The sequence below is a fragment of the Martelella sp. AMO21009 genome, from assembly GCF_053484295.1.
Genome location: NZ_JBAKFR010000045.1, coordinates 1 through 15,536 on the forward strand (window position 1 = coordinate 1; position 15,536 = coordinate 15,536).

The window sequence follows — 15,536 nt, forward strand, 5'->3', positions numbered from 1 at the left end:
TCTCAGGCAGAAATTCCACTTATCCCCGCTGTGCAGATTTCCCGAGCCATCTCTTTTTCAAGGATTTGCGTGAGACTGAAGTGTAACGCCTCTCACTTCAAATGTAAGCCTTCCTACCCGCTAGTTGACGATGTTAATCGTTAAAAACCATATACTTGCTAATTTTATCAAATCAGAAAACCAACTACTTTTTTCCTCCGATCAGTGGGTAAGAGAATCCCTGAACTGATGCGCGTGTCGTCACAAGTGACAGCGCGTTCTGTGACAGTGACAACTAACGAAAAGGGAAGAAAACGCAGGCTGGCTATTGGAATGATAGCGCTGTCACTTTAGTATTATGTGATTCTAATCCAGTCCATTTGCAAGCAAATGAATCGCGAAGAAGAGACACTTCGACTGCTCCTTCACTGACTCATGATAGATGCCCCTCAAGACAGATAATAATGACCTGGTTTCGGAGTGCGCCATGACGGAAGTTCCGGCTCATCACGCAAGATCTGCGAAAGCGAACTATTCGAGTTCCCAAATGCAGCTCATTCACGACGAATTGGAAAAGATTCTCGACTCGGCTCAATTCGAAAATGCGCCAACCGTCAGCGCGTTCCTGGATTATGTCGTGAAGCAGCACCTGGCCGGAAACGATGAGTACATAAAAGCCTACACAATCGCGACAGAGGGGCTGGGAAGAAGCGAACGGTTCGATCCGACGGATGATACCATTGTTCGCACGACGGCCGGGCGTCTGCGCAAGACGCTCCGATCATACTACAGCGCTTGTGAACGAGAGCCGCAGGTCGTGATCAGTCTGCCGAAAGGCCGGTATGTCCCAGTATTTGACTTCATGGATCAGCCTTCAGACCCGGCAAGGCCCCCTACGCCTCAACGCCGCGGCAGGCCTGTTGCGGCCTTTCGCAGATCAGTGACAGCCTTCGCCGCTGCCTTGATCACTATCGGCGTCGGGGCGGCCTTGCTGTGGCAGGAAAAGCCAGATATTTCCCCAGCCGGAATCGTCGTCGATGTCCACCCGACGCGCCATATCGGTCCGCAGGAGGAGTCGCTGGCGCAAGCGACCGATTTCCGCCTGGCGCCGGCGCTCGCGCGCATCGGAATAGCGGAGATCGTGCCGCCGGGCAGCATATCCTACGCCGACGGGGCGTCGCCGCAAGTCGATGACCAGACTATTCGTTTCATACTCAAGGTAACGGTCCTGAAAGAGGAAGACAAAAAGCTGCTCTGGAAGCTTCTGGATTCAGACACCGGACGCATTCTCTGGACGGGCAGCGAATCGATATCAGGCACCGAGCCCGATTCTCTTTCTCTGGCGGTCGACCGGATGGCATTTCATGTGCTGGGCGTCGGCGGCGCCGTGCCGCTCGCCATCGAGAGATATTACGGAAATGTTTTCGACCGCTCAACATGCATCTCTCGCGGCCAGATCGTGGAAGTCGTGGAAGACAGTTCCTTATTCCCCGCGATGCGCGAGTGCCTTGAACGCATTGTAGCAGCCTCGCCCAACGATGCATCGGCCTGGTCCGTTTTAAGCATCATGTATACCGATCGTTCGCGTTTTTACGAGGCCGGAAGCTGTGAAGAGCGCGCGGCAATGGTAGAGAACGCCGAGCAGGCAGCCGAAAAGGCGGTAAGGCTGTCGCCCACCGCCTATCTGACGAAGACCGCACTCATGCATCTTGCGCTGCGCCAGGGAAGGATCGAGGACTTTGACAGGCTCCAACAGGAAATCCGGGACCGGTACCCCGGAGACATCTTCCTGCAGATCCGAATCGCGACCCGCCTTGCCAGATTGGGGCGCGGCAATGAGGCACTCGACATATTCGAAACGGCGGAAAAAGAATTCGGTATCAATCTCAAGAACTGGGCGCCCGGCATCGCCGTCGCCCATTTTGCCAACGGGGATTTCGAACTGGCACGCCAGCAGATCATGCGGTCCAGTTCCGACTTGAGACTTGTCCTCGTGCTCAAGGCCGCCATTCTTGGCAAGCTTGACCGAAAGGACGAGGCCGCCCCCGTCATTGCCGAGCTTCTGCGAACCAATCCCGATATCCAGGATACATTCTATCCGTGGCTGGCCAATCTCGGTTGGTCCGAGCCCGTGATCAATCTGGTAGCCGACGGACTGACCAGAGCCGGCCTCGACTTGCGAGTTAACGAGCATGTTCAATCCGATCTCTAAAATCAACCATGACGTGGCGCGGAAAACCTACAGCGTTGTAGAGCGTCGATGTCAGGTTAACAGCATCTGCAAGTTTTGCGGCTGCAGCGCAATGATGAGTCGGAGCCCAAACACTGACAGACATCATCGCATACGATCAGACATGTGCCCTGACAAATTGCGCTTTTGAATGGCGGGGGTTGTTGGAAGATTTTCATCGACAAGATCAAACTTTGCCGACAAACCGCATTCCGCGCGGGTTGCGCTTGACACCATGACCACATGGCCTCCGCAAGAACATACCTTTTGATGTTTCAGGCTCGATCGACTGTCACTGTTACAGCGCCGTCTGTCACTTGCGCATTACGCTGCGCACTCTAGGTCATGATCCCGGCAGTCCGCCACGTGAATCTACCGCTGCACAATGGTGTGTGGCTCAAATTTACCTTTGTGAACCCGGCAAATCACCGAACACCTTATCGAGATCGCGACGAAGAAATTTGAAACACGGCGAGCGGAGATACGGCCAAGTCAAAAGTCTGTTTGAAGCAGGAACTAAAGCAATGGTGCAGCAGTGATGACTTTTAGGGACAGCCGTTGTTCGGAATTGTCGCGCGCCAAAACGGTTGATAGAAACCACGTCCAAGACGCGCAAGACAAATATGAGTCTACCATAGATTGGCGCCTGTTCTTCATATTGCTTGCCGTCGTCTCGACGGTGATAGCCATCATCATGAAGATGGAGGGAATTACCCAATGATCGAGAGTATCCGTCTCGAGCATCAGTATGGCTATGGCGTCGGCGTTGGGAAGACGCCGCAGCCTGTTCTCGGGCGGGCAGACCTTCTTGAACAGAACAGGATGATCCGGCCACCACACGGGAAATGCGGTGGCCGACACGTATCAGTTGACCGGTTCAAACTTGAAAGGTTCGGCCGGCGTGAAGTCCGCCGACACTTCGCCTGACTGCAGCGTGACCATGTCAACGCCAAGATCCAGCATCCGCACCCCGGCTTCAGCCGAGAAATCCAGATTGTTCAGATCGACCCAGAACAGGTTCGGGGAAATCGCCGATTCGACATAAAACAGCTTGTCCTTGTGGTCCGCGACCACTCTCCAGCGCGTGGTCGACAGGTTCGGCGCGTCCGGTGTGTTGATGCCATAGGGAACGGAAGCATTGCGGATCACGCTCATGGCGGCGGCCGCCGCGATACGCGGTTCATCCGACTGAACCACCATGTCGATATAGGTGTCAGCACGGGTAAACCGATCGGGAGAACGGGTTGTGCCGGGCATCGACTCACGCGGATTGACATCCTGCCAGTACCTTTTGATCGCCAGCTGCTGGTCGTATGGCGGATCGTTCGTCATGGTGCGGTATTGCGGGCCGTGATGAATGACCAGTTCGCCATCCAGCCATTCCAGAATAGCGCTGTCGCCGCTGGCATCCGAGAGGGAAAGATGCACCTTCGCCAGACGGCCGGGCTGATCGGGAACGTCGGCAGTCACCACGTCGAAAGGATTGGCTTCCATATCCGCCACCGCTTCGGCAACGCTGCCGTAATTGTCCAGGAAATACTGCGCCCAGATCGACAGCGATATCTCCGGCTTTGACCCGTCATTCTCGGGGTATTCGGACGCCACAAGCCAGAGCATGTTGGCCACCAGGCCAGCCTCGTTCATGCCATCCACGGTGGAGAAGTCATAACCGGAGACAATCATGCTTCCGTATTTCGACGTCCAGGTCAGTGAATTCTCGCCCGCCTCGCCATTTCGCTCCATGCCGCGCGGGAACACCCACAGGTTGGAAAGCATCGGCAGGCTCCAGTCCATGGAACGCGCCGTCAATACGCGATCTTCCGGACCATGATAGACAACACGCGTGCAAGCATCGGCGATCGGCGCCGCGGCTACCGAAAGCGCGGCGGCCAGTGTCAAGCTGCGCCAAAGCGATCTGTTTGCTTTCAAAATCATTCCTCCAGTTTGTACAGCGGTCAACCTTTAAACCTCAGGCGAAAACCGACTCAATCAACTTGGATGGTCGCACGTGGGTTGGTCAAGCTTAAGTGACGGTAGACTTTCAGGCGTCCGCCTATCGGAAACCGACCCGCAGAACGCCGGAGACAGTAAACCACTTGATTCAACTCAAGCGGGTGTTCGTTGACATCAACCGCCAAACATGTTGGCAACTCTGGGATGGTCGTGCGGGGCCTACCGGGCTCGGGTGCACTATAGAGGGGGCAGTTCAATCGTGCAGGTCAACAAAGTCGTCATCATTTCACTCCTCCTTTGCCTGCCGATCGGCATGTGGGGCGTCATTGCCCCAGATCAGATGGCGGCGAGCGTTCTGGGCTTCACCAGCTATTTCATGGTGGGGGCAAGTTGGTGGTGGCTGGGTCTCTGTTCGAGTTTCGTGCTTCTGGCGGCGTTTCTGGCATTTGGTCCCTACGGCTCCATTCGCCTGGGCAAGGACGATGAAAAGCCGGAATTTTCCTATTCGTCATGGATTGCGATGCTGTTTGCCGGCGGCATGGGCGCCGGTCTGCTGTTCTGGGGCGTTGCCGAGCCGGTGACGCATTTTGAAAATCCGCCCGTCGGCACGCCGGCATCGGCAGAAGCCGCGCGGCAGGCCATGGTGATCACCAACCTCCATTGGGGTCTGCATGCCTGGTCGATCTACGGCGTTTGCGCGCTGGTGATTGCCTATTTCACCTTTCGATTGGACAAGCCGCCGCTGATTTCGACGCCGCTGCGCAGTCTTTTTTCGGGCAGGTCGTCCGATGTCGCCGCCACCACTGCAGACGTTCTTGGCGTCGTTGCCGTGGTCTTCGGCCTTGCCGGTTCTCTGGCGATGGGGGCCCTGCAGGTGCGCTCGGGCCTGACCGCGCTGTTCGATTTCCCCGCAGTCAACGCGGTTTCGCTGGCCGTGCTGGCCGCCCTGTTTGCGATGTACATGATCTCGACGCTCACAGGCGTGGAAAAGGGCATGAAACTGCTTTCCGATATCAACATGGTGCTCGGTCTGGCGCTCATGGCCTTCATCCTGATCTTCGGCCCAACGGCCTTCATCATGGAAACATTCGTAACGACGATCGGCGCCTACGTGTCGCAGTTTGTCAGCATGTCGTTCCGCCTGTTCCCGTTCGAGGGGCTGACAGAGTGGTCGGCCAACTGGACGCTGACCTACCTGATCTGGTGGCTGGCCTGGGGACCGTTTGTCGGCGTGTTCATCGCGCGCATTTCCCGCGGACGCACCATCCGCGAATTCTGCATGGGCGTCATCCTGATCCCGACCGCATTTTCCATTCTCTGGTTTGCCGTTTTCGGCGGCGCCGGCATCTATGTCGAGATGTACGGTCCCGGCGGCCTTGCTTCCGTCATCACGCAGGATGTTGCCGCCGCCCTGTTCTCGTTTCTCGATTATTTCCCCTTCTCCTCGGTGCTCAGCATTGGCGCGCTGCTGCTGATCGTGATCTTCCTGGTGACGTCGGCCGACAGCGGCACATTCGTGCTGTCCATGATGACCACCAACGGTAATCTCAATCCGCCCGCCGCCGCGAAAATCGTGTGGGGCAGCATCGTCGCCGTTATCACGGCAGCAACGCTTCTGGCGGGATCCGTCGATGTGGCAAGGGCCATGTCGACGCTCGGCGCGATACCGTTCTCCGCGATCCTGATCTTGCAGATCGTAAGTTTCCTGCGGCGATTAAGACGTGATCCCTCGCGCGAGAAACCGGTCGAGGCCGATACCAACGAGGTGATGTCATGAGGGCATTTGTTTCGCTGCTGATCGTCATCCTGCTTGCGGGCTGCTCGTCGGACCCTGTCAGGGTGGGCTCCAAGAACCTGGCGGAAAGCCGCATTCTGGCGGAAATGTTTGCCCTTCTGCTGGAAGAGGATGGCGTGCCGGTCAAGCGCATGCCTTCGCTCGGCGCCACGGGCGTGGTCTACCAGGCGCTGATTGATGACGACATCGATCTATACCCCGAATATACCGGCACGGCGCTGGCGTTCATGGGCGCACGCAGCAACAATGATGCAGACGAAGCCATGCGGGTGGCCTCCGAAGGCCTCGCCCGCAACGGCCTTGTCCTGCTCGACAGGCTCGGCTTCGAAACCGATTACGTGGTTTTGACCCGGCCAGCCATTGCGGTCGCCAATGGCCTCGATGACATCTCCGATCTCGCCGGTGCGGATGACAGGCTGCGCCTCGGCATCACGCAATCCTTCGCGGAGCGGCCCCGCGACGGGTTGGAGCCTTTCCTGGACCGGTTCGGCCTGACATTCGAGGATATCGAGGTGTTCAGCGAAACGAGCCGGGAGGGCATGTATGACGCGCTTCTGGAAAGAAGCGTCGACATCATCGTCGGCCTCTCCACGGATCCCGAGATCAGCGATTACGAGCTTGTCGCGCTCAGCGATGCCACGGGGTTCTTTCCCGTCTATCAGGCCGCGCCGCTGACATCGGACCTCGCGCTGGAGCGGACTCCCGACATCGCCGCCGCCATGCAGAAACTGGCAGGCAGGATCGATGACGACATGATGCGATCGTTGAACGCCGCTGTGCGCCTCGATGGCCGACCGGTCAACCGCGTGGCGCGCCAGGCGCTTTATGACCTCGGCCTGGTGGCGAAGCCGCCGCGCGAGCGCACGCCGGTTCTTGCCATCGCCATGGGGCCGGAGACGATCGGCACCGATGCCGGCATCGAAACGCTGCGCGCCGTCCGCAAATCCATGCGCGGGCGCGACGTCAATCTTCTGTCGACCAATGTGCCGCTGGCAGCGATGGCAAACGGTGAAGCAAGGTTGGCGCTGACGCCGGCGCTCTCCGGCTTCACCATGACCGATGGCCGCATGATCCGCGATGAGCGTGTCGAGGCGGTCGCCGCCATCGGCTCGACCTTCCTGCATGTGTTGACGCGCTCCGATGACCGCGCGTTGCCGGAAGGAACGCTGACGATTGCGACAGGACCGGAAGGGTCGGCCTCGCATACGCTCGCGCTGGCCGTCGCCCGCAACAGCGACAGAGATATCGGCGTATTGCCGCTGGACGAGCTTGACGCACAGACCGCGGCAGCGGCACTGCGCGACGGCGATGCCGATCTGGCTTTGATCTTTGCCGCAAGGGGCCGTCAGGATATGGTCGATCTCTTCGCGCGGTCGGACGATGTCACCCTTGCCGACGTTGCCGGTTTGTGGACGGATGCCGACCGACTTTCCATGCCGGTCATGCGCGAGGCGCAGATCGCTGCGGGCACATATGCGGGCATTGACGAGACCGTCGAAACGCTTTCCACGCAGATGATCCTGTTCGGACCCGCAACGTCCGACCGGTTCTTGATCGGCCAGCAGGGCCCGAATGCGTTCTTCGACGAACCGCGACCGCTGCAGGATAAAAGCGTGGAAGCCATAAACCGGAATCTCGGGCTCCACGCAGCGGTCGACCCGCATCTGCGTCGCGCTGCCGCGCTGACGCCGGAAGTCAGTATCCGTGACGACCGGATCAATCCCTATCCCGGTCGCGCGATCCTGTTGATCGCGATCCTCGGGTATCTCGTCTGGGCAGGCTGGCTCTTCGTCAGGCCGGAACGTAAAGGCGAGAGATAGCGAACGAAATTTTACGGAGCGCCTGTTTGAGTGGCTCCAGCGGACCAAATTATCAGGATGTCGCCTGTTATTATGCCCTTGAGCCCAGGTAGAATAGCAACGTCTTGCCCAGATGCTCGAGAATGACCTTCAGGCCAAGATAACGATCAAAGACGCCGGCGAAAATCACACGCAGAAAATGGGTCGCCGTCTCGAAATTCCACTCCATGTCATTTTGAATAGTTCGTCGCACCCTTCAAGTGCACAAGGTTTGACTAGAGAATCGGACGGCTGAATGAAGACCGGGGCACCGAGTGCTTCGAGGAGTTCCTAAAAAACGTCGTGGCGGGGGCATTGTTCGCTGTGCCGATGAAAAGGGCCTTTCAAAGTTCATTCTTCAATAAAGCCCCCAACCCGCTATGCGGTCCGATTTTGGTTTTGCTGCATACGACCAAGTCGCCTTTCAGAACCGCAATCGCCGCTTCAAGGCGCACGCTCGCGACCCGCTTCTGGAAGGGAAGACCTGGCTTAACCAAGGTGGTCGCCCCTGTGGCGAAACAACTCCAAAGCCCAATCTGCAAACGCCCTCAGTTTGGCGCTGGATGGGTAGATCAAGATCGGTATAGGGGGTCGACGCTGACCTGCCACTGAATTTTCATCCGGCTGCGATTAGAGCCTGGGCGGTTTTTGATACGTCAAATGGCGCGGTGTGAGCAACCGGTGGAAACGCGAAGCTTTCATTTTGCGTAGCGTTGGAGCCGGTTGCGGTGATGGTTTCGGCATAGCCTGCCGGGGTCTGGTATCCGAGCGATGAGTGCGGTCGGAAATGGTTGAAATCATCTGCCCATTCAGCAATGACGCTTCGGGCATGGTCGATGCCGAAGAACAGGCTTTCATTGAGCAGTTCGTCGCGCATGCGACCATTGAAACTCTCGACATAACCGTTTTGCATCGGCTTTCCCGGTGCGATGTAGTGCCACTCGACCTTGTGATCCTTGGACCAGGCGAGGATGGCATTCGAGGTGAATTCCGTGCCGTTGTCTGAGACAATCAGGCCGGGCTTGCCGCGCCGCTCGATCAGCGTTGTCAATTCTCGTGCGACACAGCGACCAGAGATCGACGTATCAGGAATTGCTGCCAGGCATTCGCACGTAACGTCATCGACGATGTTGAGCAAGCTCCTGTCGCTGGTGCAGAAGCATGGGCTGCAGATGCTCGGCTGACGGGTTTCCCGTGACAAAGCAATTTTGCCATCATAGCCTGGCGCCATGAACGCTGAGCATTGGTCCGATCCGGAAAACGACGCAATCGTCGCCGTCTACTTCGACATGTTGAAGGATGAGCTGGCGAGTCGTGCCTATAAGAGGTCAGAACAAGATTTGTTCCCGCAGACACGCTAAGATCGAACGGATCATGAACAGTCATCGCCAACCCGCCTGTTTGTCTGGCGACTGGTGGTAAATTCCTTGCGATCGGCGAAACACCCATTCCCTATGCGAGGTCGTCTCACACATGCTGCTTCTGTTTGTCGTTGAGCGTCGCGGGCGGGCGAGGACTTTGCCTTCCGTTTTTTGCGCGTTTGAGACCGGCTTGCGTCCTCTCGATCAGCAAATCCCGCTCGATTTGAGTCACGGCGTCAAGCACTTGCATAGTCATGGTGCCGGCTGGGCTGGTCAGGTCTGCGCCGCCGAGGGCTAGACAATATACCCTCACGCCCATTTTTGCGAGCACCTTAACGGTGCTGCTGACGTCAATGGCGTCGTGGTCGAGCCGGTCGGGTTTGGTTACGATCAGAATAACGCCACTCTCCAGCTTGTCCACAATTTTTGCAAAGTCGCACCGCTGCGCAATAAGGACGCGGCCGGAAATCGTCTCGGCGACAATCCTGCGCGGCTCAACCTTGAAGGCGGCGGCTTCGATTTCCTGGATCTGGTTCTCGGTGGTTTGACCGGCCGTGGAAGCGCGGACATCGGCGAAGGTGCGTGGAATAGGTCGATTTTGTCCGAATAGGGCTGTCCGAAGTATTCCGCCTGTACGCAATCGCTCGTTTTTGGACAGGAGACGACGCCCACATCAAGGGCGTGTTGGTCGTCAGTAAAGGAGTAGGCGAGTGGGCCGAAGAAAATTGATCCGTGCGGATGGAAAACGGCACCCTGATCGTGTCGCCGAATGCCAATGAAATTCCGGCCGCGACCGACACCCTCAATGCCGAAATCAGCGAGATGTATGCGCTCGCCGAAGTTCCGGACTTGCTGCGGGAAGTGCATGAATGGACCGGGTTTGCCGACCAGTTCACCCATGTTCGGACAGGGGATGTGCCACAGAACATCTCCGCGATGCTGGCCGGCGTTCTCGCTGACGGCACGAACCTCGGCCCGAAACGCATGGCAGGCGCATCCAAGGGGATCAGCGCCCACCAGATCGGATGGATGCGCAGTTTCCACGCACGTTCCGAAACCTATTGTGCCGCGCAGGCGTGCGTAACAGATGTACACACTCGCCATCCACATTCGAAACTCTGGGGCGACGGAACCACAGCGTCATCCGACGGGCAATTCTTTCGCGCCAGCGTTGCCCGGACAGGTTGGGTGGCACGGAGAACCCCGCCATCTATTCATTGCGAAACGCGAATGATTTCGGGGGCTGTTCCGTATTTTTCCTGCGTTTGACGATGATAGACGATGAAGTCTTCTGCCGGCATGGGCTTGGCGTAGAACCATCCTTGGCCAAAATCGACGCCAAGCGCTTGGAGATGATCGGTCTGTTCCTTGGTCTCAATGCCTTCAGCGACCGTGAAGAGCCCGAGCGACTTGGCCATCTCGATAATATGCGGCGTGACCGAACTGGTGGCTGTATCCTTGCCAATCGTGTCGACGAAGGACTTGTCGATCTTAAGCGCGTCCATGGGCAGGCCCTGAAGGTACTGCAGGCTGGAATAGCCAGTGCCGAAATCGTCGATTGCCACAGAGTGGCCGTGTCCGCGGGCTCTTGCCAGCGTACTCCGCGCCGCCTCTATGTCGATGAAGCCGCGCTCGGTCGCTTCCAGCCATATCTGTTCCGAGCGGATATCGGCTTGGCGAAGCTTCGTTTCAAGGATATCGAGGATACGCCCAGATTTGATATCCGCGGCGCACAGGTTGATTGCGATATGCAGGCTTCGGTCGTCAATGAGCGTGCTCTTCATATCCGAAATGACCGCCTCGATCACTTGGTCGGTGATCGGCATGATCAGCCCGGTTTCTTCAGCCAGCGGTATGAAAAGATCGGGCTTTATCAAAGTTCCGTCCGGTCTTCGCCAACGCACCAGCGCTTCCGCGCCAACGCAGATGCCGGACCTCAGCGCGATGATCGGTTGATAATGCACGACAAACTCACATTTGCGAACCGCAATCTCAAGCTCCGCCAGCGGAGACAACCGACGCCGCGACAACCAAATTACGACGCCGACAGTGAATATCGCCGAGACCAGGCCGATCGGCAGCATCAACATTCGCTCCGAATTCAGCCCGTTGGCCACTTGTGATCGTTGCTTGGTGGCAACCGCGACCATGCCTTCTCCACGCGCCGTGGCGAACAGATCGCTGTCGGTCATTCCTTTGCTGCGGCCGGCGACCAGCGAACTGACAGCTTCGCGGTCCGGTGTATTCAGCGTTTGGATGATCGTGCCGTCCTCGTTTGCCAACGCAATGGATATGCCATCATCGATCAAAACGTCTACGAATCTTGATGGAACCACCAGAGCATTGTAGGCGCCGGAACGCAACGCCATGACCGGTCTCCCGCCGCTGATTGCGGGTTTGACGTGTATCGAGACTTCGATGCCGTCCTCAGTATGAAAATCGGTTGGTGACTCGGCAAACGCACCGCTCGTTCTGCCCCAGGATGTGCATTTTAGCAGGCCCTTCTCGAAATATCCGATCTCCTCCACGGAAGGGGTGTCGACCGTCAGGGTTCGCATCAGCGCGACGTGGGTGTCGGAACAGGGCGCCAAGGATGTTGCGCCAACCTTGTCGAGTGCCGCTTTGGCATCGGCGAATGTGCCTGTTGCTCGCATTATCGTCAGGCCAGCGACCTGTTGCAACCGTTTCTGCACCCTCTGGACGGCGATAAACCAAGCAAGATAGGACGCAGCAATGATCGGGAGCGCCGCGCCTAGAATGCCCAGAAACACCGCAATTGTGATAATACGCGAACGTCGCTTGCCCATGCCGTCACCCTAAAGGAAAGATGCCGTCTTATCATGTAAAGACGACGTCTCGACGAATTGCATCTGTTGTCGTGGCGCTCCAACCTCGCTCGATGAGAATACCGCCTTGTCCCTGTCCGGGTGTCTAACGCCGGATGCATGAGCATCTGCCTGTTCGAACGAACCGAACCACCTCTCCGTTGCGGCGGCCGAGCAAATCCAAGATCCACCGCATATGGCAGGTTCGAAACATGCGTCTCCGGAAGGACATCAATCAGCATTCCACTGCAACCAAAAGTTATATCTCTTGCCTCTCGCATCTCGCCTGCCAACCCGATTGCTTCAAGCTGCAGGAAAGAAATGCTCCTTGTTCGGCCGTGGCGTGAGCCCCACTTCCGTTCCGGGATGGGTATCGAGCTCGCCTTCCGTTCGCACCATGAACAGACCGGCGCCCTCGACCTGAATATGCGCGATGGTTTCCGCCCCCAGTTTTTCGATATGCCGCACTTTGCCGTGCTAGCGCCCTTGTTCCGGTGCGACGATTGCCAGATGTTCCGGGCGAACACCGTAATAGCCGATATCGGCCATGCCAACCTCGGGGCCTTTGAACAGATTCATTTTGGGCGATCCGATAAAACCGGCCACGAAGGTGGTGCGGGGGGTGTTATAGAGGTCCATCGGGGCGCCGACCTGCTCTATATTGCCGCGCGACAGGACAACAATCTGGTCCGCCATCGTCATCGCCTCCACCTGGTCGTGGGTCACATAAACCATCGTCGCCGCCAGTTTTTCGTGCAGTTCCCCAAGCTCGACGCGCATCTGGCCGCGCAGCGCGGCGTCGAGATTGGAAAGCGGTTCATCGAACAGAAAGACTTTCGGCTTGCGCACGATCGCCCGGCCGATCGCCACGCGCTGACGCTGGCCGCCGGAAAGCGCCTTAGGTTTGCGATCCATGAGCTCGCTAAGCTGCAATATCTCCGCCGCCTCGCGCACTCGCGCTTCGCGCTCGGCCTTTGGCATCTTCGCCAGCTTCAGACCGAAACCGATATTGTCGGCCACCGTCATATGCGGATAGAGCGCGTAGGACTGGAAGACCATGGCGATGCCGCGCTCGGACGGCTCAAGCCCGGTCACGTCGGTCCCGCCAATCCGGATCGTCCCGCCGGAGACCTCCTCCAGCCCGGCGATCATCCGCAACAGGGTCGACTTGCCGCAGCCGGACGGCCCCACCAGCACCGTGAACGAGCCATTGGGAATGGAAAGCGACAGGTCAGGGATAACCTCGACCGAACCGAACGCCTTCTGGACATGAGTAAGCTGAACATCCGCCATATGAATCTCTCCCAAGCATTTTTGGCGTTAAATCTCTCTGAATGGCAGGCGGATCATCCGGCCATGGCCAGGATTTCGACCGTTCTACGGACCAGCCGAACCTCGCCTTCGGGGTTTTCAGGGAAGTGCTGCATGGTAATCCAGACAAGGTCGTTGCAGGCCGACAGCTCGACAAGGCCCCGGTCGATATAGATCTCGAGATCGAAAGTTTCTTCGGGCAGGCAAACCGAGAAGGTGCTGGCAAACAGCGGCGCGACCTCGCTCGCCCATTTTTCGTCGCGGTGAATGTGAAGGACCGCCTGGCCGTTCTCACGGCGTAGCGAAAGCTGCGGGATGTCTTCGCCGAAAAGATGCAGCGACCATTCGCCTGCCGTTTCCGCTTCCTCAAAGCGCAGACGATAGGTGCCCGCCATTTCGCCGGAAGTCTGCCGTTCGGTCACGGGAAAGGCCGTGCGGACCATATCCGGCACTGTTTGCGCCAGACGAAGGCCATGGGCCGTGCGCCGCAGCGAAAGCGAGCGGGGCAGGCTGAACGCATGACGATAGTCCCGTGTCGGCGTCAAAAGCGCATAGCGCCAGTTGCTGGCCCAGGCTAGTGCCACGGGGCGCTTCCCGGAGTTGAAGAAGGTTTGGGCTGCATAGAAATCGCGGCCGAAATCCATCCAGAGAACGGTCTCGGGCGGGTTCGCGTTGGTGAAGACGTGACCGTTGAAACCGCCGATGAAATATTGTGTGCCGGATCCGCCGGAATAGGAGCCGTGGGCGATGCTAACGATGAGAACCCATGCCGTTCCGCCGTCTTCGATCTCGACCTCGACCAGGTCGGGGCATTCCCATGGCGCTTCGTCATGATGGCCCTGACCAAGCCCGAAACTGCTCTCGAACCGCCAGTCATGGAGGTCGACCGAACTGTAGAACGAGACGGCCTGGCCTGTCGTCACCACCATGATCCAGCGGCCGCTTTGCGCGTGCCAGACAACCTTGGGATCGCGAAATACACTCTCTCCGCTATTCGTCAAAACCGGATTGTCTTCGTCTCTTTCAAAAACGGTGAACGTCCGGTCGACATTGACCAGGCACTGGTTTTCGTCGTCGCGTCCGTCCGGCGCCTTGCGGTGGGCCGTGTAGAAGAGCTTGACCTCGCCTTCCGGCGTCGCAATGGCGGATCCTGACCAGCAGGCGCCGAATTTATCCGGATAGAGCGCGATCGGTTGATGCTGCCAGTGCACGAGGTCGTCGCTGACGGCATGCCCCCAGTGCATTGTGCCATGGCCGATCTGGTCCGGATCGTGCTGATAGAAGGCATGCCACTGGCCTTCATGGCAGATCAGGCCATTCGGATCGTTGAGCCAGCCGACAGCGGGCGAGAGATGAAGGTTCGGACGGTAGGAACATTTGGTCATGGATGTTAACCTTTGACGCCGGAATTGGTGACGCTTTCAACGAACTGTCGCTGAAGAACGAGGAAGAGGAGAATGACAGGGATGGCCATGGAAACAGCGAAGGCCATGATATTGCCCCAATAGGCCTTGTTGCTGTCGAAATAGGCGGACATGGCGACCGAAAGCGGCCTGAATTCCGGCCCCCGCGTCACCATGATCGGCCACAGATAGCTGTTCCAGATTTCCAGGAACTGCAGGATCGCGACCGCGGAGATCACCGGCTTGGAAAGTGGCAAAGCGAGGTGACGGTAGGTCTGGTAGAAGCTGAAACCATCCACGCGGGCGGCCTCCATCAACTCCTTCGGAATGCGGGTGAAGAACTGATAGAACAGAAAGATGGACATCGCATTGGCGATGCCGGGCAGGATCTGCACCTCGTAGCTGTCGATGATCCCGGCCCAGCTTGCCATCATCAGTTGCGGCAGGACAAGGCTTTCCGCCGGGACGACCAGGATGGCGAGGATGAGCCCGAGCAGCGTCTTGCGGCCGGCGACCGTTCCCTGCGCCAGCACGAATGCGGCCATGGAGTTGAAGATCACCGAAAAGACCAGCGTCGTTGCGGTGATGAACACCGTGTTGAAGAGATAGCGCAGGAACGGATTTACCGGGTCGGTCCAGACCTCGATGTAGTTCTGCAGCGAGAAGACATGGGGAATGAAGCTGCGCCATGACCCCATCTCGATAACGATTGCCTGCTCGTCGGGATTGAGGCTGATGGTCAGCGCCATCATCAGCGGCAACAGAACGCCGAGCGCCATGATGACGGCGAAAACGATCGTCAGGCGGGGCGGCGACATGCCGGATTGTGATCTGGCCATCG

Annotated in this window: 8 protein-coding genes and 3 pseudogenes; 4 read left to right on the plus strand and 7 right to left on the minus strand. The window is 57.9% G+C overall.

Going from position 1 to position 15,536, the window contains the following annotated elements; genetic code table 11:
• Positions 1-466 precede the first annotated feature (466 nt).
• Positions 467-2,191 (plus strand): tetratricopeptide repeat protein, encoded by a 1,725-nt coding sequence (locus V6766_RS24175; protein ID WP_448470809.1) that lies wholly within the window; start codon positions 467-469, stop codon positions 2,189-2,191.
• 882 nt (positions 2,192-3,073) lie between these two features.
• On the opposite strand, the gene V6766_RS24180 is transcribed toward V6766_RS24175, so the two are convergent.
• Positions 3,074-4,144 carry a linear amide C-N hydrolase gene (locus tag V6766_RS24180; protein WP_448470831.1) on the minus strand — a complete coding sequence of 357 codons (1,071 nt, stop codon included), beginning with the start codon at positions 4,142-4,144 and terminating at the stop codon, positions 3,074-3,076.
• Between the two features lie 277 nt (positions 4,145-4,421).
• Between V6766_RS24180 and V6766_RS24185 the strand changes: the two genes are divergently transcribed.
• Together V6766_RS24185 and V6766_RS24190 are read left to right on the plus strand one after the other, a co-directional pair.
• Positions 4,422-5,939: a BCCT family transporter gene (locus tag V6766_RS24185; protein WP_448470810.1), complete on the plus strand. Its 1,518-nt coding sequence runs from the start codon at positions 4,422-4,424 to the stop codon at positions 5,937-5,939.
• Positions 5,936-7,777, plus strand: coding sequence for a glycine betaine ABC transporter substrate-binding protein (locus tag V6766_RS24190; RefSeq protein WP_448470811.1), 1,842 nt, complete (start codon positions 5,936-5,938; stop codon positions 7,775-7,777). Before V6766_RS24185 ends, V6766_RS24190 begins: the two co-directional genes overlap by 4 nt.
• A gap of 634 nt (positions 7,778-8,411) precedes the next feature.
• Here V6766_RS24190 and V6766_RS24195 read toward each other — a convergent pair.
• Together V6766_RS24195 and V6766_RS24200 are read right to left on the minus strand one after the other, a co-directional pair.
• A pseudogene (locus tag V6766_RS24195) lies at positions 8,412-8,933 on the minus strand (integrase core domain-containing protein); the annotation flags it as partial.
• 329 nt (positions 8,934-9,262) lie between these two features.
• On the minus strand, positions 9,263-9,796 hold the full coding sequence (locus V6766_RS24200; protein WP_448470812.1) for a recombinase family protein: 534 nt from the start codon (positions 9,794-9,796) through the stop codon (positions 9,263-9,265).
• A gap of 92 nt (positions 9,797-9,888) precedes the next feature.
• On the opposite strand from V6766_RS24200, the pseudogene V6766_RS24205 reads away from it, so the two are divergent.
• Positions 9,889-10,326, plus strand: a pseudogene (locus V6766_RS24205) (Tn3 family transposase); the annotation flags it as partial.
• Between the two features lie 44 nt (positions 10,327-10,370).
• On the opposite strand, the gene V6766_RS24210 reads toward V6766_RS24205, so the two are convergent.
• From V6766_RS24210 to V6766_RS24225, 4 genes and pseudogenes are all read right to left on the minus strand, one after another.
• Positions 10,371-11,963 carry an EAL domain-containing protein gene (locus V6766_RS24210; protein WP_448470813.1) on the minus strand — a complete coding sequence of 531 codons (1,593 nt, stop codon included), beginning with the start codon at positions 11,961-11,963 and terminating at the stop codon, positions 10,371-10,373.
• Positions 11,964-12,284: 321 nt separating this feature from the next.
• A pseudogene (locus V6766_RS24215) lies at positions 12,285-13,274 on the minus strand (ABC transporter ATP-binding protein).
• A gap of 53 nt (positions 13,275-13,327) precedes the next feature.
• Positions 13,328-14,677, minus strand: coding sequence for a glycoside hydrolase family 32 protein (locus V6766_RS24220; protein ID WP_448470814.1), 1,350 nt, complete (start codon positions 14,675-14,677; stop codon positions 13,328-13,330).
• Between the two features lie 5 nt (positions 14,678-14,682).
• Complete coding sequence (locus V6766_RS24225; protein ID WP_448470815.1) at positions 14,683-15,534, minus strand: carbohydrate ABC transporter permease; 852 nt, start codon at positions 15,532-15,534, stop codon at positions 14,683-14,685.
• Between the last annotated feature and the right edge of the window lie 2 nt (positions 15,535-15,536).